We start from the raw sequence: 20,566 nt of genomic DNA on the forward strand, positions 1-20,566 counted from the left end.
GCTCCTTTTAGTTCTACCCCATTTGGTTTCTCTGTCAACTGCCTTCTTAGAAGGTGATATAGCGGTCAGCAGTAACATAGAAGCCCTGGGTGCCGGTCATCGACCAGCAAGCCACCGCGTTGGACTCTGCCAGGCAGATGCTATCGCCGAAGTAGACAGATTCACCGGCGGGAAGAACGGTAATTCCCTCGTCCTGGGCCAGCAGAGGCGCCTGTGGTGCGTAGCTGTGGGCCGTAGGATACTTGGAGAGGAACTCCACCATGCCAGCGGTACCCGTCTCTACGCTGCCGCCCTTGGAGGCGTTGTTAAGCAGGCTCTCAGCAACGCAGCTGGCACCGCGGTCGCCGCTTCGCATGTCGCAGCGAATGTTGCCGTCTTCGGTTTTGAAGGTGGCAATATCACCCACAGGAGCGGTTCCCTGCACCGCATTGGCCGGGGTATCGCCACCGATCGCTGCGGGAGCACCCGCTTCTACCGCCACGTCAGCCGGCAGAGCGCCGTCCGCAGACATACCCTTGTAGGTGGGGAAGTCGCCGGCGTGATCTACTCCCCCGGTCTTCGCATTGTAGGTAAAGGTGCTGATTGCCCGAACCTTTGCCTCAGCGTTGGACTCAGTGCCTTCGGGCCAGCGGTAGCCCACGGTGATTTGGTTCTTCTGGGACTGCTCAATCTCCGGGTAGAAGCCGAAAGCGGTTTTTGCCGGGGTGCCCAGGTACTCACCGTGATGGAAGAGCATAATCTGGAAGGGCGAGGACGCCGTTGCGCCCTTGATACCCAGCACCACATAGGAAAGCTCAGCGCAGGGGTCATAGGTGCCATCGCTGGCCTTAACCCAGCTGGTTGCCTCGCCGGATTCGGGGAAGGTCTCGGGCACGGTGGCAATATTCTGGCCCACCGCCTCATCTTCGGTGAGGCCGGCGCAGGTGTTTTCTGAGGAGCTGGACGGCGCCGCCTTAGACGCCTCTGCGGTTTCAACCGAGCCGGTGGGCACGGGGGTGGGGCTGCTGGCAGAGGGCGAACCGGTTGCGCTCGGACTTTCAGCCGCGGGGGAAGGTGTGCTTGAGGTGCTGGCTGAGCTTGAAGAGCTACTCGACTCGGGGGCCTGCGGGTTCTCAGCTGCGGTATTGGAGCCTGAGCAACCGGCTAAAACCAGAGCCGCACTGGCAACAAGGGTGGTCAAGAGGGACTTCTTCACGAGAACTACTCCGCTCGAATCATGGGGGATTAACACTTTAATAGTATGTGACCCCTGCCATGGCCAGGCTAAATTTCCCTCTGCGACTTTGATTTGTGTCTTAGCCTTTGCGTCAAGCGTCTCCCCTTAATCGCCCAGAACTGGCCGCAGGGTCTCGGTCATGCAGCGGCGTCCTACCTCCACCGCCTCCCGCAGCACTTTCAGATCTGAACCCACCATAGAAATCTTGGCAACGTTCGCCGGCGGTGCCACCTGAAGAACCCTAGAATCTCTAGCCATGAGCACCTCCAGCTGCTGCTTTTTAACGTTGCGGTTATCCCAGGTATGGGCAGCGCCGCGGGCATTGCGGTGCATCCAGCGGGCAACAGCCCTCTGCTTGAGCCCGGCAGTGGTGGGCAGATCCAGACTCGGAGCCTTGGTGCGCAAGACCAGAAGATAGGTTGCTCCCTGGGCCAGGGCGGTTTCCACCGGCACATTCTCGGCCATGCCGCCGTCAATAAAGCGGCGCCCACCCAAGCTCACCGGCGCTCCCGAGAGCAGGGGCACCCGGGTGGTTGCCTTCATTGCCTGCTTAAGGGTGGCGCGGTCTTTAATCAGCGGAGCCAAATCGGTAGAGGCCCCGGAGTCAGCATCCGTAGCCACCGGGTGATACTCAATGTCGCTGGCAAGAATCTCGTCAAAACCCATGGGGGTGAAATTCTCGTAGACCTCATCCACCAGATAATCGCCGTTGACCACCGGCAGTTTCTTGAAGATATTGGTGAGCCTAATGGTGCTCTTCATCGATTCCGGCGACCACCAGCCGTGAATATTGGCATTGGCCCGCTCGCACAGCAACCAGGCGCCGTTGAGAGCACCCGCCGAAGCGCCGTAGACGGCGTCAAAGACAGAAAGCAGCCCCGCTTCTTCGAGAGCTCCCACCATTCCCCCACCAAAGGCCGCCCGCGAGGAGCCGCCTTCGAGCACCAGCGCCAACCGCGCGTCGTCCTGCCTGGCCAACGGCTGTGATTCGCTGAGCTTGCGCTGGCGCATCAGTTCTACAACAGAGTGCACAAAACCCCTCTTAGTTCTCATTCCGGGCAGGCAGGTTCAACGCCGGCCCCGTTCAACTTTACTCTGCTTCCGGGGAGACTCTTTCGGCAAAGACGGTCAGCTTCTCAAGCCGAGGTTGCCACAGGGCCGCCCGATGGGCAGTGAGCTGCCGAAAATGCGGCGACGTCACCTCATCAAGTGCACGGATGTAGTCGGGCACCGTCTCGCGCGGTAGGCACAGGCCCATGGTCAGGTGCGGGGTCCACCGCTCCCCGCGCCCGTCAGGATTCAGCGCAGAGAGCCGCCGGGCAGCGCGCTCAAGTTCTTCGTCAGCCTCGAGCAACCAGGCAACGGTCTGCTTGCGTTTAGTGCCGAAAACGACGACTCCCGCCCGCCGGAGAGTTGCGGGAATCAGCGGCGGCAGGATTTTTTGTGCTTCCTGCTGGACGGCGCTGCTCATCTGCGCGGCGAAAGTCAGGGTGATGTGCGGGGTTTGATTCTGGCGTGGAAACCCGCGGGTTTCCAGCTCGGCAAATATTCTTCTAATCTGGCGCTCGTGGCTGGGTTCTAGGTGGAGCAGGATATTATCTGGCGACGTCATCTCTGTCTTATCGCTGGTGCCTCTTGACTCTGCCTACTCTACACACGCAAAAGGGTGCCAGCTACCTTTCGATAGCTGGCACCCTTCTTGCATGTGAACAACCCTGATTTAGCGGTTGTTTACAGGACCTTCGTCTTCGATGGAAGCAGCGGGGTCAGAAACAACATCAGCGGGAGCCTTGTCAGCAATCTTCTGAGCCTTCTTGTCGGCCTTAGCGGCTTCCTTTTCAGCCTGCTTGATTTCCTTCTCGGCTTCCTTTTCAGCCTTGGCGATGTCTTTCTCCACCTGCTTCACAGCCTTCTTCTCTTCGTGGTTAGCCTTGACCTCCTCAGCCTTAGCCTTAGCCTGGTCAACACCGGATGCGGCGGTTGCCTTGGCCTTGTCTGCTACAACGGGAGCCTGCTCACGGATGGTCTGCTGAGCGTTGGAAAGACCTTCCTGAACCTTGGGGTCGTTCCAGGTGCTTACAGCCTGGGTCTTGAGCTTCTCGTAGCTGTCACGACCAGCTGCCGAACCTGCCACGAAACCTGCTGCGGCACCAACGATAAATGCGAGTTTGGCCTTCATTATTTTCTCCTCTTAATAAGGTTGATGATGATTACCTCTCGCTTTATTATGCCAAGAAAATAAGCCTACGAATGATTCAACACGCGGAAATGCCGGGGTTTTGCCAGTGATACGGGGACTCTGCGAGGTTGAACCTATAAGCAAGGGGCCGCTCCCCTACCGAGAAGCAGCCCCTGGTTCCGCTACGGCCGGGAAAACCCAGCCGCCCGCAAAGAAAACTAGACGTTGAAGCGGAACTCCACCACGTCGCCGTCCTGCATGATGTAGTCCTTGCCCTCCATGCGCACCTTGCCGCGGGCCTTGGCCTCGTTCATGGAGCCAGCCTCGTCCAGGTCAGCGAAAGAAACAACCTCGGCCTTGATGAAGCCGCGCTCAAAGTCGGTGTGAATCACGCCGGCTGCCTGGGGCGCGGTATCGCCCTTGGAGATGGTCCAGGCGCGGGATTCCTTGGGGCCTGCGGTCAGGTAGGTCTGCAAACCCAGGGTGGAGAAGCCCACGCGGGCGAGCTTATCCAGGCCGGACTCGTCCTGGCCAGACATCTCCAGCATCTCGCGAGCCTCTTCGTCAGAGAGCTCCACCATGTCGGCCTCGAGCTTGGCATCCAGGAAAACAGCCTCGGCGGGAGCCACCAGATCGCGCAGTTCCTGCTGCTTCTCTTCCGAAGCCAGCACGCCCTCGTCAGAGTTGAAAACGTAGATGAAGGGCTTGGTGGTCAGCAGGTTCAGCTCGCGCAGAAGAGCAAAATCAAGACCAGCAGAGTCCTTCTTGGAAATCAGGGTATCGCCCTCTTCCAGCACCTTCTGGGCCTTCTTGTATTCCTCGAGCTGAGCGGCGTCGCCCTTCTTGATCTTCACAGCCTTTTCCAGGCGGGGAATAGCATTTTCCAGGGTCTGCAAATCTGCCAGTACCAGCTCGGTGTTGATGGTCTCCATGTCCGAGGCCGGGTCAACCTTGCCGTCCACATGCACCACATCGGGATCGTCAAAGGCGCGCACCACCTGGGCAATCGCGTGAGCCTCACGAATGTTTGCCAGGAACTGGTTACCCAGCCCCTCGCCCTCGGAGGCACCACGCACAATACCGGCAATATCTACGAAAGAGACGGTCGCGGGCAGAATCCTCTGCGACCCAAAAATCTCAGCCAGGCGATCCAGGCGGGAATCCGGCAGGTTCACCACACCCACATTCGGTTCAATGGTGGCGAAGGGGTAGTTCGCTGCCAGGATGTTGTTCTTGGTCAGTGCATTGAAGAGGGTGGACTTGCCCACGTTGGGTAGACCCACAATACCGATTGTTAGAGCCACTGAGTTTTCACCTTTTACCTTAGGGATTTGATCTGGAGCCTAGTTTACTCGCCGCTTGTGGCGAGCGCAGGTTTTGCAGGACGACACCGCGGGTGAGTTTGCTTGTACTTTCGGCCGGGGTGCGGGGCTGTTGGCTCGGGTGAAGCAGGCCGAATACAGGATGTCTGGGATCTTCCCCTGTCAACTCCCCGGTTGGTACAGGGTTATCTTGGCTCTTCAACGTGACGGCCCGGGTTTTGTACAGGTTTGTCTCGCATGTACAGCGGTATCTCTGTACACCCGAGGCAAGCCTGTACAAACCCACGCTCTCATCACCGGAACCCACCCAAAACCGGCCTGGCAGCAAAGCCCAAACCCGCCTAAATCTTATGATCGGGCGCCTCAACCACCTGGATAATCCCGGTCATGGGGCCAACAGCATGCTGGGCGCCACCACCCAGGTTGAGAATCACTACTCCGGCAACAATAAGGCCAACCCCCACCAGCTTGAGCAGGGATAGGCTTTCCCCCAGGAACATAGCGCCGATTGCCACAATGGCTACGGTGCCCAGGCCGCTCCACAGGGCGTAGGCAATACCCACCGGAATGGTTTTGACCGCCTGAGAGAGGCCGAAGAAAGAGACAGCGTAAAGAGCTAGGCAGAACAGGGTAGGGAACAACCTGGTGAAGCCCTCGGTAGATTTCAACAGCGAGGTTGCCACCAGTTCGGCACCGATAGCCAGGGTTAAAAATAGGTAGGGCATGTGGTTCTTTCTGGAACACCTGAGAAAAATGAGCAAGAAGAAATAGAGCGCACATATTCTATCAACCGCCTACCAAATCCTGGAGAGTAGCAGCTCGTTTAGAGACACAATCAACACTTGTGTAGATTTTCAAAAACCCGAAGAAAATAAGGGCAGAAAACCCGAAAAAGTATCCTCAACCTGTGGTGGCAATCTCACCTGTTGAACAATTCTCCGGTAGCCTTGATGGGGCATCCATGTATAGACAACAAGGTACAAAGGAGTACTCATGGCCAGCACCGCCAAAGAGTTCACTGATACTTCCACCGCCGCCATTGAGATGGACCCTAATTCCCCCAAACCACCCAAATGGAACGCCGGAGATACCACCTGGACTATCAGCCTTTTCGGCACAGCTATTGGCGCGGGTATTCTCTTTCTTCCTATCAATGCTGGTTCCGGTGGCGTATGGCCCCTGCTTCTTGCGGCCCTGGTTATCTGGCCGATGATTTATTTCTCCCACCGTGCACTCTCCCGCATGGTGTGTGCCTCGCAGAAGCCCGATAGCGACATCACCAACCTCACCGAGCAGTACTTCGGGGTGGGCGTAGGCAGAATCTTCACTGTCCTCTACTTCTGCTCTATCTTTCCAGTGCTTTTGATTTACGGCGTGGGTATCACCAATACCGTCGATTCGCTCATGGTCAATCAGCTGGGCATGGCTCCCTGGCCCCGCTGGCTACTTTCCGGTGTACTGGTGGCCCTTCTGACCGGCGTCATGCTGGCCAGCCGAAAGATTATGCTGGCGATTACTAACGCGCTGGTCTATCCCCTGATTCTCATTCTTCTGGCGGTCTCTATCTACCTGATTCCCCAGTGGTCTTTTGACAGCTTCACCCAGGTTCCCAGCTTCGGCGATTTCGTCCTCACTTTCTGGCTGATGCTGCCTGTTCTGGTATTCAGCTTCTACCACGCTCCGGCTATCTCGCAGTTCTCCGTATCTATGCGCGAGCGCTACGGTCTACAGTCAGCTGCTAAGGCGTCTCAGATTCTGCGCGCAACCTCCACCATTCTGGTAGTTTTCACCATGATCTTCGTGTGGTCTTGTGTGCTGGCCCTCGGCACCGACGGCCTGCGGGAAGCTCGCGAATCTAACCTGCCCATTCTCTCTTTCCTGGCGAACGAGCTACACGCTCCTTTCATTGAGATTCTGGGCCCCATCGTGGCTATCACCGCAATTTCTTCCTCCTATTTTGGCCACTGGCTCGGTGCCCACGAGGGCGCCGTAGGAATTATTCGTTCCAACTTCAAGACCGAAGAAAAGGGTATTTCCAAGCAGAAGGTCAGCCTGGGCGTTTCTGTGGTGCTCTTTATCTGCGTATGGCTGGCGGCTATCGCCAACCCCAGTATTCTGGGTCTGATTGAGACTCTGGTGGGCCCCATCATGGCGCTGGTACTCTTCCTCATGCCCATGTACGCCATTCATAAGGTACCGGTGCTGGCACCCTACCGCGGCAAGATTATGAACGTCTTTGTGGTCGTTGCCGGTATCGCCGCCTTCAGCGCGATTGTCTACAAGCTCTTTGACCTCTTCTAGGCCGCTGTCAAAAGAAGCGTAAACGCAGAAGGAACGCCCTGCCGTCGACTGGTATCGGGGCTGGCGTTTAAGGGAGGTCGACGGCAGGGCGCTCCTTCCGCTTTGGCCACTCTTTCTTCGCTCACCACAAAATCCCCTTATTTTGTCAGTCCCCTCTGGCACAGTTGTATCTATGGGTTCTTTGACTGTCATTCTCGCTCTTGTGCTAGCACTGGTTGTTGGTCTTGTGGTCGGTTGGTTCTTGGGCCGGGCCGGCCAGGGGTCTTCGGCTGCCCTGCACCGGGAGAACGCCCAACTTCGTGCCGATCTCTCCGGTGCCCAGCAGGCTCGGCAGCTGTTGAGCGAGCGCGTGGCAGACCTGCAGGAGCGCGAGCAGCGCAGCGCCGATGTCCTGCAGGTTCTCGCCCCGGTCAAGGAGCAGCTGACCACCATGGAGAAGTCGGTGCGCGCTATGGAGACCCAGCGCGCCGAGCAGTTCGGCTCAGTGTCTGAGGCGCTAAAGGCCAACGCGCAGAGCCAGGAGCAGTTGCGCAGTGTAACCTCTACCCTCTCGACGGCGCTGAAGTCGAGTTCTGCCCGCGGAACCTGGGGTGAGGCCCAGCTCAAGCGCGTGGTTGAGGCTGCGGGAATGACCAACCACGTGGTCTACTCGGAGCAGGTCAGCTCCAGCAGCGCTAACTCTGCCGATCAAGACCGAGCGGTTCGCCCCGATATGGTCATTAATCTTCCGGGCCGCAAAACGATTGTGCTCGACGCTAAGGCGCCGCTGAACGCCTACCTGACGGCACAAGACGCTGAGGACGACGCCGCACAGAAGGCAGAGCTCGCCCGGCACGCCCGCGCGGTAAAGGCCCACGTTGATACCCTCACCAAGAAAAAGTACTGGGCAGGTTTTGACGCATCTCCCGAGCTGGTTCTCTGCTTTATTCCGGTCGAATCTGCCCTGTCAGCAGCGCTGGACGCCGACCCCACCCTCCTGGACTACGCGGCGTCAAAGAACGTGGCTCTGGTCTCTCCGGTCTCCTTGCTCTCAGCTTTGAAGGCCATTTCCTTCTCCTGGCGCCAGGACGCCCTGACCGATAACGCCCGCGAACTCTTTGTGCTCTCCAAGCAGCTCTACGAACGCCTGGGAACCGCCGGAGCTCATCTAAGCAGCATGGGCAGAATGCTCGGGCGCACCGTTGACTCCTATAACTCCCTGGTGGGCTCGCTTGAAACCAGGGTCTTTGTCACCGCCCGAAAAATTGCAGACCTCGATTCAGCCCAGCTGGTAGACGACCTTTCACCCCAGCCCCTCGAATCTGCACCGAAGCCACTCACCTCCCCCGAATTTTTAGAGAGGTCGGAGGAGCCGGAGCAGAACGACGACGCCGCGTCAGACACCGCCCAAACAGCCTTCGCCGCCTACCAGCAGGCTTTCGAACAGGGGAACCTGCCAGAGGCCGAAGATGAGGAAGACCACCTGCTAGACCCTGAAAAATCAGCCTACGAGCCCACCTTTGAAGACGTCCCCCTCTGGGATCAATACCCGGAAGGATTCTCAGACGATATAGACGACGACTACGACGGACCCGCCATCATTACCGAGCACGACTACCCCAGCGAGCACACAGCGAAGGGCCGCTCAACCAACGGTGAGCAGCCCTTCGACTACGACTCTTGGAATAGTTAGTAGACACTCCAGCCTGAGAAGGGGTGTCCGTTCGCTCGCTCTTCTCAGCGGGTCGGCTTCGCGCCTCGCCCACCCAGGTGCTTCTCGTCGCCGTCATTCTTCAGGGCCGCACGCAGCTCCTTGGGCAGGGAGAAAAGAATATCTTCCTTGGCGGTTTCAACCTCTTCAACCAGGCCGTAGCCGTAATCGGCGAGCAGGCGCAGAACGTCCTGCACCAGTACCTCGGGCACCGAGGCACCGGAGGTTACGCCTACGGTGGCAACTCCCTCGAACCATGCCTCATCTACTTCGTTGGCGTAGTCCACCAGGTGGGCAGCCTTGGCACCGTATTCCAGGGCAACTTCTTTCAGTCGCACAGAGTTCGACGAATTGGTGGAGCCCACCACAATCACCAAATCTGCCTGCGGGGCAATTTCCTTGATGGCGCCCTGGCGGTTGGAGGTTGCGTAGCAAATATCGTCTGAGGGCGGATCCTGCAGAGAGGGAAAACGCTCGCGTAGCTTGGCCACGGTTTCCAGGGTTTCGTCCACTGACAGGGTGGTCTGCGAGAGCCAAACCACCTTGTTCTCGTCGCGAACCGTTACCTGGTCGACTTCCTCGGGAGAGTTCACAATCTGAATATGCTCGGGAGCCTCGCCGGCGGTGCCCTCTACCTCTTCATGGCCGGTGTGGCCGATGAGCAGAATGTCGTAGTCCTGCTTGGCAAAGCGTACCGCCTCGCGGTGCACCTTGTTCACCAGCGGGCAAGTGGCGTCAATGGTATTGAGGGAGCGGTCTTCAGCTGACTGAATAACCGCCGGGGAAACACCGTGGGCGGAGAATACTGCCACGGAGCCCTCGGGCACCTCGTCTACCTCATCAACAAAGATTGCGCCCTGAGCTTCGAGGGTTTCAACTACGTGGCGGTTATGCACGATCTGCTTGCGCACGTAGACGGGAGCGCCGTAGTGGTCCAGGGCTTTTTCAACGGCAATCACCGCGCGATCAACACCGGCGCAGTAGCCGCGGGGAGCTGCCAGCAAAACTTTCTTTTCGCCGGTAACGGGGGCGGCCGACTCGACTTCTTCGCGGCTGCGGCGGGTGCGCGGAACCTGCGGGAGTCCGAGAGATACGGAAGAATCCTGAGTTGTGAGCATGTCTCTATCCTACGTGTTTTAGGCCTTTCTATGCAGAGGCTGTGGTGGCTCTCGCACTCAGTCGAGAGATCTGCACCGCCAGACCAATCACACAAAGCACTGCGGCTGCAATGCCCAGCGGAAGGGTCAGGGAGCTTGCAAAAGAGACCAGGGACTCCGCCAACTTTGCTGAGAGCTCATTGAGAAAGACCTGCCCCACCCGGGTTGAGATATTCGCCGGGGACGCCGCCGCGGCGAGTGCATCTGCAAGGGCAGGTGCTGCCAGGGTCAGCAGGGCAGCGATTCCTACCGTGACGGCCGCGAAGTAGAAACGGCCTCGAGGCCAGAGAAGAAAGGCAAGCACGAGGGCGAGCAGGCTAATGATGAGGTAAGTCTGCCAACCAGCGGCGAACTGGGCAAGGCCAAGAAGTCCGCTGTGTATGGCGGTGGAATTTTCGCTTTCCAGAGAGATGAGGTGCTGGCCGTTGCCGCTAATGTTCGGGTCGAATCCCAGCACAGAGCCCGCCTGCCGATCAACCTCTGAGTAGAGGGCTGAGAGGTTGAGAGCAGCAGGTTCCTGGTTCGATGAGTCGAAGTTATAGGCGTGTGTATCCGCCAGAACCTGGTTCCAGGTATCGGGATAGGTCTCTGACTGCACGACGCTGTGAGCGGCAGAGTCGACTCCGGTTTTGACCTGTTCATAGGCCCAGTTTTGTAGGCCGCCGAAGAAGCCACCGGCGTTACCATCGCCAAGGTAGGAGGTAACGGAATCCTGCTGCATGAGGTCGTCGGTCACGGCGGTGGCAAGTTCACCCTGAAATTCAGAGTCCTCGGCCATAGAATTACTGATTGCTGAGAACCCCTCCGCTTCCACCAGGTTCTTCTGTGCCCAGTAGGCAAACCCACCGGCTGCTCCCGATAGAAGACTCAGCAGGGCAAGTATCAGCGAGAGAAACACACGGAAACCGGCAAAACGAGGTGCACGCCTCTGCCGGGGGTAGGGCCGAGGGGAAGCTGACTCCGGATAGCCAGCAGCCGCCGGGCGGGAAAGCGGGCTCTGGGCGGCGTCATAGCGAACAGCGGGGTTCCTCCAGGAGCCGTTCTCGGGAAGTTTCTGGGTAGCAGGGTCATCAATCGCCATGGCTCTAACCGTACAGGCTCTCTTTGGGAACCCGCTGTAAAGTGAGCCTCAGAAGCGCAATAAAAATTTTTCTCGCCTGCCGCAAAAATCGCCCTATTTTGTCAGTGTGCCATGCCACCATAAACACATGAGCGAATCTTTGGAACCGGAGCTAGTTCCCGCTGAACCGCAGCCGGAACAAGAGCGTTTTATAGCCGAGCGGGCCTCGCAGACCACGCCCGAAAATCCCTGGCCCCTGCACCACCTCTCGCAGAACATTAAGACCTACATCGATAAGTGCCCGCACACCTGGGTAGAGGGGCAGATTATCGAGCTCAATAAGCGCGCCCGGGTCACCTACCTCACCCTGCGAGATGTCAATGAAGAGGTCTCGGTTCCTGTAACCCTCTTTGCCCAGGAGACCGCCCGGCTCACCGAAGAGCTAGAGCGCGGCCAGCGGGTGGTGGTTCAGCTCAAACCGGATTTCTGGGTTAAGGCGGGCAAGCTCTCGATGCTGGGCCACGGTATTCGCCCGGTGGGCTTGGGCACCATGCTGGAGCGAATCGAAAAATTGCGCAAGCAGCTGGCCAGCGAGGGGCTTTTCGCCGAGTACCACAAGAAGCCCCTGCCGGTGCTCCCCCACCGGGTGGGCCTCATTACCGGTCGAGATTCCGATGCCGAAAAAGATGTTATTCGCAACGCCCGGCTGCGCTGGCCCTCGGTGGAGTTTGAGGTGCGGGAGGTAGCGGTGCAGGGCGTTCATGCTCTGCGGCAGGTAACCGAGGCTCTGCGTGAGCTCGATACCCACCCGCAGGTTGACGTGATTGTGATTGCCCGCGGTGGCGGTTCCCTGGAAGATCTGCTCCCCTTCTCCGAAGAGGCCCTGGTGAGAGCCGTCTATGCGGCGCAGACCCCGGTGGTCTCCGCCATTGGCCACGAGGCTGATTCACCTCTGCTCGACCACGTAGCAGACCTGCGGGCTTCCACGCCCACCGATGCCGGTAAGCGCATTGTTCCGGAGCTCGGCGAAGAAAAACTGCGGATTGCCCAGGCACGGGCTTTTCTCAAACGGGCGGTGGAGATGAAGATCGACCGCGAAGCCCAGGGTCTTGCCCAGGTTCGCTCCCGCCCGGCGCTGGCAGCGCCCGAGTCCACGCTCCTGCAACGCGAAGAAGATATCGACCGTCTACGTAACCGGGCTCTTGCCGCTGCCCGGAGCCAGCTGGTACGAGGCGCGGACGTCGTCGCGCAGCTCCGTGCGCGCGTGCGAGCGCTCTCGCCCCAGCAAACCCTGGAACGCGGCTATGCTCTGGCGCAGACCGCCGATGGAACCCTGGTTCACGATGCCACAGCCCTAGCCCCCGGGACCGAGGTGAAGGTCAGAGTTGCCCGAGGCTCCTTTGACGCTTCAGTGACCGACACCAAAGAATCTAACGTCTAACTACCACCCGAAAAGAGAGAAGCATGGCAGAAAACTCAGCTACCCAGAACATCGAATTCAAGTCAGCTACCCAGGGTGCTCCCGTTGAGGAACTTTCCTATGAGGCAGCCCGCGAGGAACTCATGCAGGTGGTGCAGCGCATGGAATCGGGTTCCTCCAACCTAGAAGAAACCATTGCCCTCTGGGAGCGCGGTGAAGCGCTGGCTGCCCGCTGCGAGGCCTGGCTGGACGGCGCGCGCACCCGCCTCAGCGCCGTCCAGAGCGAAAACCAGAACTAGCTAGTTCTGCCGGTAGTCATCCAAGAAGTTACCCAGGCGCTCCAGGGCAGCCTTGAGGGTCTGGGTATCGGGCAGGAAGACCAGGCGGAAGTGGTCGGGCTGCTTCCAGTTGAAGGCGGAGCCGTGGCTGACCAGAATCTTGGATTCCTGGAGCAGGTCAAAGGCAAACTGCTCGTCATTGGTGATATTGAACTTCTCCACGTCCAGCTTGGGGAAGAGATAGAGCGCGCCGTCTGCCGGCTTACAGGTCACGCCGTCAATCTCGTTGAGCATCTTGTAGGAGAGATCGCGCTGCTCCTTGAGGCGGCCGCCAGGCAAAATCAAATCGTTGATGGACTGGTAGCCACCGAGCGCGGTCTGAATAGCGTGCTGGGCGGGAACGTTTGCGCACAAGCGCATAGAAGCCAGCAGGTTAATACCCTGAATGTAGTCGCGGGCAGCGTACTTGGGGCCGGTAATAGCCACCCAACCTGCGCGGTAGCCGCAGACCCGGTAGGCCTTAGACAGGCCCGAGAAAGTCAGGCACAGCACGTCGTCCTTGGTCAGGGTTGCCATGTTGATGGGCTCAACACCGTCGTAGGTGATCTTCTCGTAGATTTCGTCGGTGAAGATAATCAGGCCAAACTCGTGGGCTATATCCACGATCTGTTGTAGCACCTCGCGGGAGTAGACGGCGCCGGTGGGGTTATTGGGGTTAATCACCACAATGCCCTTGGTGTTGGGCGTAATCTTGGAGCGAATATCCTCAATGTTGGGCTGCCAGTCGTTTTCTTCCTCGCAGACATAGTGCACCGGGGTTCCGCCGGCCAAAGCGGTAGAGGCAGTCCAGAGCGGGTAGTCGGGTGAGGGAATCAGAATCTCGTCCCCGGGGTCGCAGAGCGCCTGCAGGGTCATGGGAATCAGCTCAGAAACCCCGTTGCCCAGGTAAATATCGTCGGGCTCAAGGTCAAGAATGCCCCTGTTCTGGTAGTACTGCATGATAGCGGTACGGGCAGAGTACAAGCCGCGGGAGTCAGAGTAGCCCTGGGTTTCGGGCAGATGCTGAATGATATCCATCATGATCGCATCGGGCGCCTCAAAGCCAAAGGGCGCCGGGTTACCGATGTTGAGCTTGAGAATTCGATGGCCCATCGCTTCCATGCGCTTGGCCTCGTCAAGTACCGGCCCCCGAATATCGTAGAGTACGTTTTTGAGTTTTGCGGATTGTTTAAAAGCTGCCATGAGAGCAAGGTTACTCTGTTGACTGCTCTAACCAGAACTTCGCAACGTCTTCTTTACTTATTGCTCCGCTTCCGCTGGTCAGCCGGTCAAAGTTACGTAAATCTTCGGTGCTCAGCCGAGAATTGACGTTGTTGATAGCCGCACGGGCAGAGTCGGGCAGCTCATCAGTGGCGATGACCGGCACGATCTGCTGGGAAATAAAGATGGAGCTGGGGTCGGTGAGCCGCACCAAGGCGTCATCATTGATGCTGGCCTGGGCCGAGAAAATATCGGCAACCTGCACCTCGTCAGCAGCAAGTTTTTGTTCCAGTTCTTCCTGGCTTTCTACCGGAACAAAATTCTTGGGCTTGCAACCGTAGACCTCTTCGAGGGCCTTGAGCCCGTAGGAGCGCTCGTCAAACTCGGGCGGGGCTCCCAGGGCGAGGTCTTCGCAGTGCTCTGCCAAATCGCTGATGGAGGTGATCCCATATTTGGCGGCGGTAGCCCGGGTGACCACCAGTGAGTCGCGGTCTTCTGCCGAGGAGGCATCGAGTAAGGAGAGGGGCTCGGGCAGCACCCTGTCCAGGGTGGAAATAATGTCTGAGTCGCTCATCGCCTGCGCGTTGAACTCGGGCGAGGGAGATGAGGACGCCGCGGGGGTGGCTGACTCAGTTGCGCCACCGTCTGTGGGGCTCAGCTCGGCAGACGGTGTCTCGGAAGGGGTCAGGGTTTCTACAGGCTCGCCGCCGTCGCCCCACCCAAAGTCATAGGCGGGTTCAGAGCTTGTTTGCTCTATCAGCTGGCGTTGCTGCTCGATGAAGGTGGGGCTGAGCTGACCGTCGTGGGTCAGATAGAGCATCAGGTTGCCACTGTAGTCGGGGGTTACATCAACGGTGGCGGGGTTGTTGCTAATTGTCTCAGCGGGCTCGCTGGGACTGGGGCTGGTGCCGGCTTTCTGCTCGTCGCTGAGCATAGCCTTGAGATAGTCCCCCCGCGTATCGCCGGTATCCACCAGCTCTACCGAGTAGCCGGCCTCGGTGAGTGCCCGGGCATAGATATTGGCTACCACATCGGTTTCGTCGGAGACCCCTCGCGAGATACGGATGGTCTCAAAATCCTTAGCCTCTGGATCGGTTGTAATCTGATTGGTTTCAGCGCAGCCGGTCAGAGCCAAAATGCCAGCTGAAAGCCCCGCTAGAAAGGTTTTTCTCATGCTATCTCCCCCGCTGTTTCCTCTACCAGGCTGCGGTAGTGACCTGCCCAGCCAGAGAGGTTCTCAAAACCCATCATCCGAGCCACCGCGTCGAAAAAGTGGGTGGTGGGGCCTACCAGGGTATCCAGCTGCGCCATATTGACCCAGCGCACCTCGTTGGTGGTTCCGTCTTCCTCGCATCGCAGGGTTCCATCTACTATGTGGGAGCGGAAAATGGTGCGGTGGGCGCAAAAGACGGAGCCGTCGTCCCGCGAAAAATACCCGGCGTGAACGCCCAGCAGATTCTCGGTTTCTACCCGAAAACCGGTCTCCTCGAAGGCTTCCCGCACGGCGGTCTCAGCCGGTTGTTCCCCCGGATCCATGCCCCCGCCGGGCAAGGTCCAGCCCTCAATCTTGTGACCTTCAACGGTCAGGGTTGAGTAGTGGGCTAGCAAGATATTTCCGTCCTCGATTATGACCGAGTAGGCGGCGGGGCGGGTTTCCATCACGAGGGGCATAGGCTTTATTTTAGTGGCAGAAACCGCAGGCAGCCCAACAATCCCCGCGTGGAATCGGCAACGGTTTTATCGCTAGTCTTGTTGCATGGGTCTTTTAGCGAACACCAACACCACGGTCTCTCTAGCAGCTGGTCTCCAGGACTCTCTCACTGCCTGGGAGCGGGTCGCCAGCTTGGATTTCTGGCTGGGCGCGCCCCTGCGCATACTTCTGATTCTCCTGGTGGCCAGTGTGGTGCGGGCGGTGCTTTCCGTCGTCATTCGGAAGATTACCAACTCGGTGGCCCGCGGCACCTCCGTGCGAGTGGTGCCTGCCAAGGGCAGAAACCATTCCTCCGACCAGCAGGCACAACCCGAGGTGCAGATGGAGCCCGAGCCCAGCACCGCCACCATCGACGCCGCTTGGACCACCGACAATACGGTGTCTAATTCCCGCCAAGCTCAGCGGGCACAAACCGTCGGTTCGGTGTTGCGCAACGTCGCCTCAATTGTGGTCTGGGCCGTTGCCATTTTGATGATTATCTCTGAGCTGGGCTTCAACATCGCCCCGGTCATTGCCTCGGCGGGTATTGCCGGTGTGGCGCTCTCCTTTGGTGCGCAGTCCCTGGTCAAAGACTACCTCTCGGGTATTTTTATTGTGGCCGAAGACCAACTGGGCATCGGCGACTACGTTGACTTGGGTGAAGCCCAGGGCACGGTCGAATCGGTGGGTCTGCGTACCACCCAGGTGCGCGATGCCAACGGAACCCTCTGGCACGTGCGCAACGGCGAAATTCTGCGGGTGGGTAACTTCTCGCAGGGCTGGTCTCGTACCAATATTGACCTGCCAATCCCCTATGATTCCGACGTTGAGCACATCAGCGCTATCCTGCTCAAGGCCGCCAAGAAGACCCTGGCCCAGCCCCAACTGAAAAAGCACGTCTACGGTGAACCCGAGGTTCTGGGCGTGGAATCGGTCACCGGCGAATCGCTGACCATTCGCGTCTCCGTCAAAACCGCTCCCAGCGAGCAGTGGGGTATTGCCCGCGTGTTGCGGGTAGCGCTGAAGAAAGCGCTGGACGACGCCGGGGCGCGGATTCCGCTCGCCAACCAGTCGATTATCCGGGGCTGGAGCAATCCCAAGACCCAGTCTTTCCCCATTATCAAGGAGTCAGATTAGCAGTAGGCTAGCGCTTCTTCTTGCGGGCGGAGGCGTTCCGCTTCGTCTGTGCAGCGTGTTGGCGCGCTCCCCCGTTCTTGCGGGCGTTCCGGCTTTTTCTATCCCGGGCCTCGCGGCGGGCGTTAGCAGCTTGCCGCTTGCGCTTATCAGCGGCTTTCTCTCGCTCGGCACGTTCGCGAGCCGCCTGTTTCGACTCGCTACCGCGCTCTGACCCGCTGCGCCTGCCTCGGCAGATACCCACGAAATCCTGCAGAACCTGCTCACGCGCTTCGTCCTGAACCTTCCGCTCCCACACCAGCGCAACCTCAGTTTCGGGAAGCTCCTCCACCACCCGGTAGGTGAGGTCTTTACGGTGGTAGAAACGCGCCACCGACATGGGCACCAGTAGCAGGCCAAGGCCAGCGGCCACCAGTTCAATGGCATCTTTGGTGTGGCGCATCTCGGGTAGCTTCTGGGGGTGGGCAGCGCGAAAATCAGCAGAAATTTCTGCCCAGGCGGGAACAGTCTGCGGCTCCTGGAGCATAAATTCTTCGGCCAAATCTGCCAGGGGCACTGCCTCTTCGTGAAGGGTCAGCAGGTGATCTTTGGGAAGAATCACCACCTGCTTTTCGCGGTAGAGGCTAATGGCATGAAAACGGTCGCGGTCAAGGCTGGCAGGTTCGCGCTCGGGCCTCAGAAGCACCATGTGGGTCAGGGGGTTCTCCGAGGTCAAAGAAGCAAGGCCCGCGTCTTCTACCAGGGGCACCTCAACCAGCGGGCACATCGAGTCGTAACGTTCGTGCCAGCGGCCAAACCATTTACCGGGCATCACACCGGGAACATAGCCAACCCGTAAATTCTCACGGTCAGCATACTTTTCGAGGAACTCGGTTTTCTCGGGGAAGAGCATGAGTTCCCGGGAGTCTAGGGATTCGGGGTGCTGGCTAGTCATAGCCTCAAACCTAGCACGCGCTAGGGCTTAGAGATACGAACCCGCTTGCGGAGATAGAACACGGTTGCCACCAGCAGGGCAAGTACAAGCAGCGGTGCCACCACCCAAGGCTGGCGTAACCAGGCCCACAGCACGGTCATACCGATGGTTCCGTAGATAGTTCCCCAAATCAGGGTGCCCACTAGCATGGCGGGAATCCAACGGATCAGGGGCATGTGGGTAAAGCCGGTGGTGATAATAACGGCGGTTTGAAAGCCCACGGTCACAAAACACATGGGAACAGCCAGAGCTCCCCAACGGTTCACAAAAGCCTGGGCCTTGAGGTAGAGCGGGGTCTTCATCACCGCCTCAATCTTGGCCACGTGGCGGGAGCCCGATGCCGCCAACCAACCCAGCATAAAAACGATAGAGGTTCGCACGATACCGACCATCCAGAAAAACAGGATCGCCCAGGCCCAGTGCAAACTCTCTATCCATTCAAACACACCCTCAGTGTATCGGTTCCCACCGGTGCCAGCCACCGCCTTTCGGCGAGTTACGCGCCACCCTCAGCCGCTAAAATCCGCGAAATCTCGGGGATTTTCATTAAAAACTTAGGTGAGCCTAAAAAATTTTTTAGGTTTTTCTAAATTATTTGCCGCAGGGCCTGGTCAAGCAACCCGCAATTAGGTTATATTTTTATTACCAAATGGTTTGGGGCTTGTGGGAAGCTCCTCATCAAGCGGTATCGAAGACTTTTCTTCCTGTGTGTGATGCGGAAACCCCTAGTCAGTCTCCTCTGACTAGGGGTTTCTTCTGTTTCAACGGTGTCGGGCCACCAGTAAAATGTCACTGAAGCGGCGACTCAATGAAACAGAGTCAACCGCACGGGCTGCCATGATCGCCGAGTGGCCATTTTTATCCCGAAAATCGGAGAAAAACAGTATAAAAATGGCCACTCGGAGAAGCTCGGTGGTGACAAGGTACAAGTTTCTTTTTGCCAAGCCGTCTAAAGTACAAGCAGGGTCCCTGAGTACAAGACAATACTTGTACTCAGGGACCCTGCTTGTACTGTTGCTCTCTCAGCGGGAATCTATGTGTACCGAGAGCCTATTTCAGCGCAAAATCCAGGAATGCTCTATACCGCAGTTGCTGAAATTTTGGGTGGGGTGTTGGGGACACAGATTTGCCCTATAACCCCGATAGAAACCGCCTGGTGGCTCGAGGCTACTACTTTAGGTCCAGCTTCTTCAGCGCCTTGAGCTGCGAGGGCACATAGCTGTGATCGGTCAGCCGCAGACCCACCGCGTAGTAGCTGCTCCGCCCCATCAGGTAGCCAATCGCCAAGCGGTCTTGTCCCCGTCGCACCGCTCTGCGCGCAGCAGACTGAAGCCAGGTCAGGGTCACCTGCTCGTCAGAGAGCACCGAAAGTTCCCGGTGTAGGTCGGTACACAGGTGTGCCAGCTGCTGCTGGTCGTCGGTGAGCTCTATGCCGGTGGCGGTCAGCGCTTCCATGCAGTAGCGACCAATCTGGGCTGCGCGGCGCACCCGAAAGAGCGGGTCGTTATTAAGCATGTCGTAGGCGAATTCGGTGGGGTCTGACTTCCACAGCTGCTTGAGCTCATCTTTATTAAAGGCCACCAGTGACTTGCGAATTCGCTTGGCCACCTTGTTCACAAAGTTCTCGCAGTTCAGGGGTAGCTCCACCTCGTGGGCCAGGTTATCCTGCAGTGCTGCCACGTCAGAGCGCATCATGGCAAAGCCATCGGAGTCCAGAACCTTCAAGACCTCCCGACTGTTTTTCTCTGCATCGTCGGCCAGCATCTCTTCGAGCTCCTGCCGGGCAGTAGCGGTCACCGCCCCGGGCTCCGTCCCAACTTCAGCCAGAAAAGCCCTCACGATATCAACGTCACGAGCCGGTGCCAGACTCCTGTAGATACCCCGCAGACCTTCCAGGGCGGCGTCCATCTGCTGGGCCGCCTGCTCGGTGCGCGGAAAGGGCCGCGCTGCGAACCGCAGCAGTGACTCTACCTTGCGAATAGTCTGCCGCAGCCCGTGCACCGAGTCGGGCACTCCCGCGCGGAACTTGAGCTCCCAGCTGAGAAGGTCGCTGAGCAGGGCATCGAGCGCGGTGTTCAGTAGGTCGATGGACGACGCCGCCGCGGCCTGCCGCCGCTGCGAGGCCCGCTTCTTGCTCTTCTTTTTCTTCTCGCCAGCGCTCACACGGCTTACCGCGTACTTCTTGTCGGCGCCGGTGCGGCGGGCTTCAAACTCGGCATCCTGGCCCAGGGCCCGGGCAATTTTAGCGCTGGACTGAGAGGGAACAATTCCGTTGGCGGAAAAGATTTTCTCGCAGGCTTCAAAAATTTCTTCGCCGGTGACTTCTCCAGCTTCGAGCAGCTCGACCTCCCACTCATTCCAGGTGCGCTCAATATCGGTGGAAAAGTCGCGAGCTGCCACAGAGTCCCGGCAGATTTCGGCCACCCGCACACCCGAGGAATCAGCAAGCACGGTGCGGGTGCGGTCGGTAATCAGCGAAACCTTCTCCCCCAGCTCTTCAAAACCCACCGCCGACTGAAGAAAACGGTTCACCGCCGCGGGCATTTTCGACTCATCGGCCAAAAGGTCAAAGTGCATCTCGTGTCGGGCACCGGCGCGGTCGTCAAACTTGATGTGCCAGCCCTGGTCGTAGCCGCCCAGGCGCCGTCGCAGGGCAATCATATTCTTACCTAGCTGGTTGCAGGGAGTGTCGAAGTAGGTTGCCTCGAGATGCTCCTGAACGGTCTCTACCACGGTCAGGTTCTCTAGCTGGTTCCAGTCGATTTCAACGGCTGGGCTGGTCAGATCTGCCAGCTCATATTTACGTTCCACTTCAAGATGGTGGGTAGCCATGTACTGTGCCATGCCTTTCAGAGTTGCCAACGCCTGCGGTCATTCTCAAGATAG

General features: G+C 58.5%; 19 protein-coding genes. 5 read left to right on the plus strand and 14 right to left on the minus strand.

Annotated elements, in window-relative coordinates; translation table 11 throughout:
* Positions 1–46 precede the first annotated feature (46 nt).
* The 6 genes from IEV00_RS03995 to IEV00_RS04020 form a co-directional block, all read right to left on the minus strand.
* Positions 47–1,180 (minus strand): LppP/LprE family lipoprotein, encoded by a 1,134-nt coding sequence (locus tag IEV00_RS03995; RefSeq protein ID WP_188358998.1) that lies wholly within the window; start codon positions 1,178–1,180, stop codon positions 47–49.
* 141 nt (positions 1,181–1,321) lie between these two features.
* Complete coding sequence (locus tag IEV00_RS04000; protein WP_188358999.1) at positions 1,322–2,248, minus strand: patatin-like phospholipase family protein; 927 nt, start codon at positions 2,246–2,248, stop codon at positions 1,322–1,324.
* Positions 2,249–2,306: 58 nt separating this feature from the next.
* Positions 2,307–2,828: a 2'-5' RNA ligase family protein gene (locus IEV00_RS04005; RefSeq protein ID WP_188359000.1), complete on the minus strand. Its 522-nt coding sequence runs from the start codon at positions 2,826–2,828 to the stop codon at positions 2,307–2,309.
* A gap of 108 nt (positions 2,829–2,936) precedes the next feature.
* Entirely contained in the window at positions 2,937–3,395 is a 459-nt protein-coding gene (locus IEV00_RS04010; RefSeq protein WP_188359001.1) for a hypothetical protein, read from the minus strand.
* A gap of 218 nt (positions 3,396–3,613) precedes the next feature.
* Positions 3,614–4,699, minus strand: coding sequence for a redox-regulated ATPase YchF (gene ychF, locus IEV00_RS04015; RefSeq protein ID WP_188359002.1), 1,086 nt, complete (start codon positions 4,697–4,699; stop codon positions 3,614–3,616).
* Between the two features lie 359 nt (positions 4,700–5,058).
* The gene (locus IEV00_RS04020; RefSeq protein ID WP_188359003.1) at positions 5,059–5,442 is read right to left on the minus strand and encodes a DMT family transporter; all 384 of its coding nucleotides are present in this window, start codon (positions 5,440–5,442) and stop codon (positions 5,059–5,061) included.
* A 268-nt stretch (positions 5,443–5,710) separates the two neighbouring features.
* Here IEV00_RS04020 and IEV00_RS04025 point away from each other — a divergent pair, with 268 nt between their 5' ends.
* A complete protein-coding gene (locus IEV00_RS04025) occupies positions 5,711–7,018 on the plus strand; it encodes an amino acid permease (RefSeq protein WP_188359004.1) in 1,308 nt (435 codons plus the stop codon).
* Between the two features lie 172 nt (positions 7,019–7,190).
* Positions 7,191–8,690, plus strand: a complete 1,500-nt coding sequence (locus IEV00_RS04030; RefSeq protein ID WP_188359005.1) for a DNA recombination protein RmuC — start codon at positions 7,191–7,193, stop codon at positions 8,688–8,690.
* A gap of 44 nt (positions 8,691–8,734) precedes the next feature.
* Here the strand turns inward: IEV00_RS04030 and IEV00_RS04035 are convergent, their stop codons facing one another.
* Entirely contained in the window at positions 8,735–9,826 is a 1,092-nt protein-coding gene (locus IEV00_RS04035; protein WP_188359006.1) for a 4-hydroxy-3-methylbut-2-enyl diphosphate reductase, read from the minus strand.
* A gap of 28 nt (positions 9,827–9,854) precedes the next feature.
* A complete protein-coding gene (locus IEV00_RS04040) occupies positions 9,855–10,946 on the minus strand; it encodes a hypothetical protein (protein WP_188359007.1) in 1,092 nt (363 codons plus the stop codon).
* A 127-nt stretch (positions 10,947–11,073) separates the two neighbouring features.
* Between IEV00_RS04040 and xseA the strand changes: the two genes are divergently transcribed.
* Both xseA and IEV00_RS04050 read left to right on the plus strand, forming a co-directional pair.
* Entirely contained in the window at positions 11,074–12,366 is a 1,293-nt protein-coding gene (xseA, locus tag IEV00_RS04045; RefSeq protein ID WP_188359008.1) for an exodeoxyribonuclease VII large subunit, read from the plus strand.
* A 23-nt stretch (positions 12,367–12,389) separates the two neighbouring features.
* Entirely contained in the window at positions 12,390–12,644 is a 255-nt protein-coding gene (locus tag IEV00_RS04050; RefSeq protein ID WP_188359009.1) for an exodeoxyribonuclease VII small subunit, read from the plus strand.
* Here the strand turns inward: IEV00_RS04050 and IEV00_RS04055 are convergent, their stop codons facing one another.
* From IEV00_RS04055 to IEV00_RS04065, 3 genes are read right to left on the minus strand one after another with little or no spacing between them, the layout of a single operon-like run.
* Positions 12,645–13,865, minus strand: coding sequence for a pyridoxal phosphate-dependent aminotransferase (locus tag IEV00_RS04055; protein WP_188359010.1), 1,221 nt, complete (start codon positions 13,863–13,865; stop codon positions 12,645–12,647). It lies immediately after the preceding gene.
* A gap of 10 nt (positions 13,866–13,875) precedes the next feature.
* Positions 13,876–15,057, minus strand: coding sequence for an ABC transporter substrate-binding protein (locus IEV00_RS04060; RefSeq protein ID WP_188359011.1), 1,182 nt, complete (start codon positions 15,055–15,057; stop codon positions 13,876–13,878).
* Positions 15,054–15,554: an NUDIX hydrolase gene (locus IEV00_RS04065; protein ID WP_188359012.1), complete on the minus strand. Its 501-nt coding sequence runs from the start codon at positions 15,552–15,554 to the stop codon at positions 15,054–15,056. The genes IEV00_RS04060 and IEV00_RS04065 overlap by 4 nt, the downstream gene beginning before the upstream one ends.
* 85 nt (positions 15,555–15,639) lie before the next feature.
* On the opposite strand from IEV00_RS04065, the gene IEV00_RS04070 reads away from it, so the two are divergent.
* Positions 15,640–16,710, plus strand: coding sequence for a mechanosensitive ion channel family protein (locus tag IEV00_RS04070; protein WP_188359013.1), 1,071 nt, complete (start codon positions 15,640–15,642; stop codon positions 16,708–16,710).
* 7 nt (positions 16,711–16,717) lie between these two features.
* Here IEV00_RS04070 and IEV00_RS04075 read toward each other — a convergent pair whose 3' ends face one another.
* The 3 genes from IEV00_RS04075 to IEV00_RS04085 all read right to left on the minus strand — a co-directional run bounded on the left by IEV00_RS04075 (position 16,718) and on the right by IEV00_RS04085 (position 20,542).
* The gene (locus IEV00_RS04075; RefSeq protein ID WP_188359014.1) at positions 16,718–17,641 is read right to left on the minus strand and encodes a LysR substrate-binding domain-containing protein; all 924 of its coding nucleotides are present in this window, start codon (positions 17,639–17,641) and stop codon (positions 16,718–16,720) included.
* Between the two features lie 20 nt (positions 17,642–17,661).
* A complete protein-coding gene (locus IEV00_RS04080; RefSeq protein WP_229723054.1) occupies positions 17,662–18,060 on the minus strand; it encodes an SNARE-associated domain-containing protein in 399 nt (132 codons plus the stop codon).
* Positions 18,061–18,850: 790 nt separating this feature from the next.
* A complete protein-coding gene (locus IEV00_RS04085) occupies positions 18,851–20,542 on the minus strand; it encodes a CYTH and CHAD domain-containing protein (RefSeq protein ID WP_188359015.1) in 1,692 nt (563 codons plus the stop codon).
* Between the last annotated feature and the right edge of the window lie 24 nt (positions 20,543–20,566).

Source organism: Rothia aerolata (assembly GCF_014635585.1).
GTDB lineage: Bacteria > Actinomycetota > Actinomycetes > Actinomycetales > Micrococcaceae > Rothia > Rothia aerolata.

Coding starts and splice junctions, on each gene's coding strand:
- IEV00_RS04005 (WP_188359000.1), bottom strand. CDS start 2,828: ATGACGTCGCCAGATAATATCCTGCTCCACCTAGAACCCAGCCACGAG.
- IEV00_RS04010 (WP_188359001.1), bottom strand. CDS start 3,395: ATGAAGGCCAAACTCGCATTTATCGTTGGTGCCGCAGCAGGTTTCGTG.
- IEV00_RS04020 (WP_188359003.1), bottom strand. CDS start 5,442: ATGCCCTACCTATTTTTAACCCTGGCTATCGGTGCCGAACTGGTGGCA.
- IEV00_RS04025 (WP_188359004.1), top strand. CDS start 5,711: ATGGCCAGCACCGCCAAAGAGTTCACTGATACTTCCACCGCCGCCATT.
- IEV00_RS04030 (WP_188359005.1), top strand. CDS start 7,191: ATGGGTTCTTTGACTGTCATTCTCGCTCTTGTGCTAGCACTGGTTGTT.
- IEV00_RS04035 (WP_188359006.1), bottom strand. CDS start 9,826: ATGCTCACAACTCAGGATTCTTCCGTATCTCTCGGACTCCCGCAGGTT.
- IEV00_RS04040 (WP_188359007.1), bottom strand. CDS start 10,946: ATGGCGATTGATGACCCTGCTACCCAGAAACTTCCCGAGAACGGCTCC.
- xseA (WP_188359008.1), top strand. CDS start 11,074: ATGAGCGAATCTTTGGAACCGGAGCTAGTTCCCGCTGAACCGCAGCCG.
- IEV00_RS04050 (WP_188359009.1), top strand. CDS start 12,390: ATGGCAGAAAACTCAGCTACCCAGAACATCGAATTCAAGTCAGCTACC.
- IEV00_RS04055 (WP_188359010.1), bottom strand. CDS start 13,865: ATGGCAGCTTTTAAACAATCCGCAAAACTCAAAAACGTACTCTACGAT.
- IEV00_RS04060 (WP_188359011.1), bottom strand. CDS start 15,057: ATGAGAAAAACCTTTCTAGCGGGGCTTTCAGCTGGCATTTTGGCTCTG.
- IEV00_RS04065 (WP_188359012.1), bottom strand. CDS start 15,554: ATGCCCCTCGTGATGGAAACCCGCCCCGCCGCCTACTCGGTCATAATC.
- IEV00_RS04070 (WP_188359013.1), top strand. CDS start 15,640: ATGGGTCTTTTAGCGAACACCAACACCACGGTCTCTCTAGCAGCTGGT.
- IEV00_RS04075 (WP_188359014.1), bottom strand. CDS start 17,641: ATGACTAGCCAGCACCCCGAATCCCTAGACTCCCGGGAACTCATGCTC.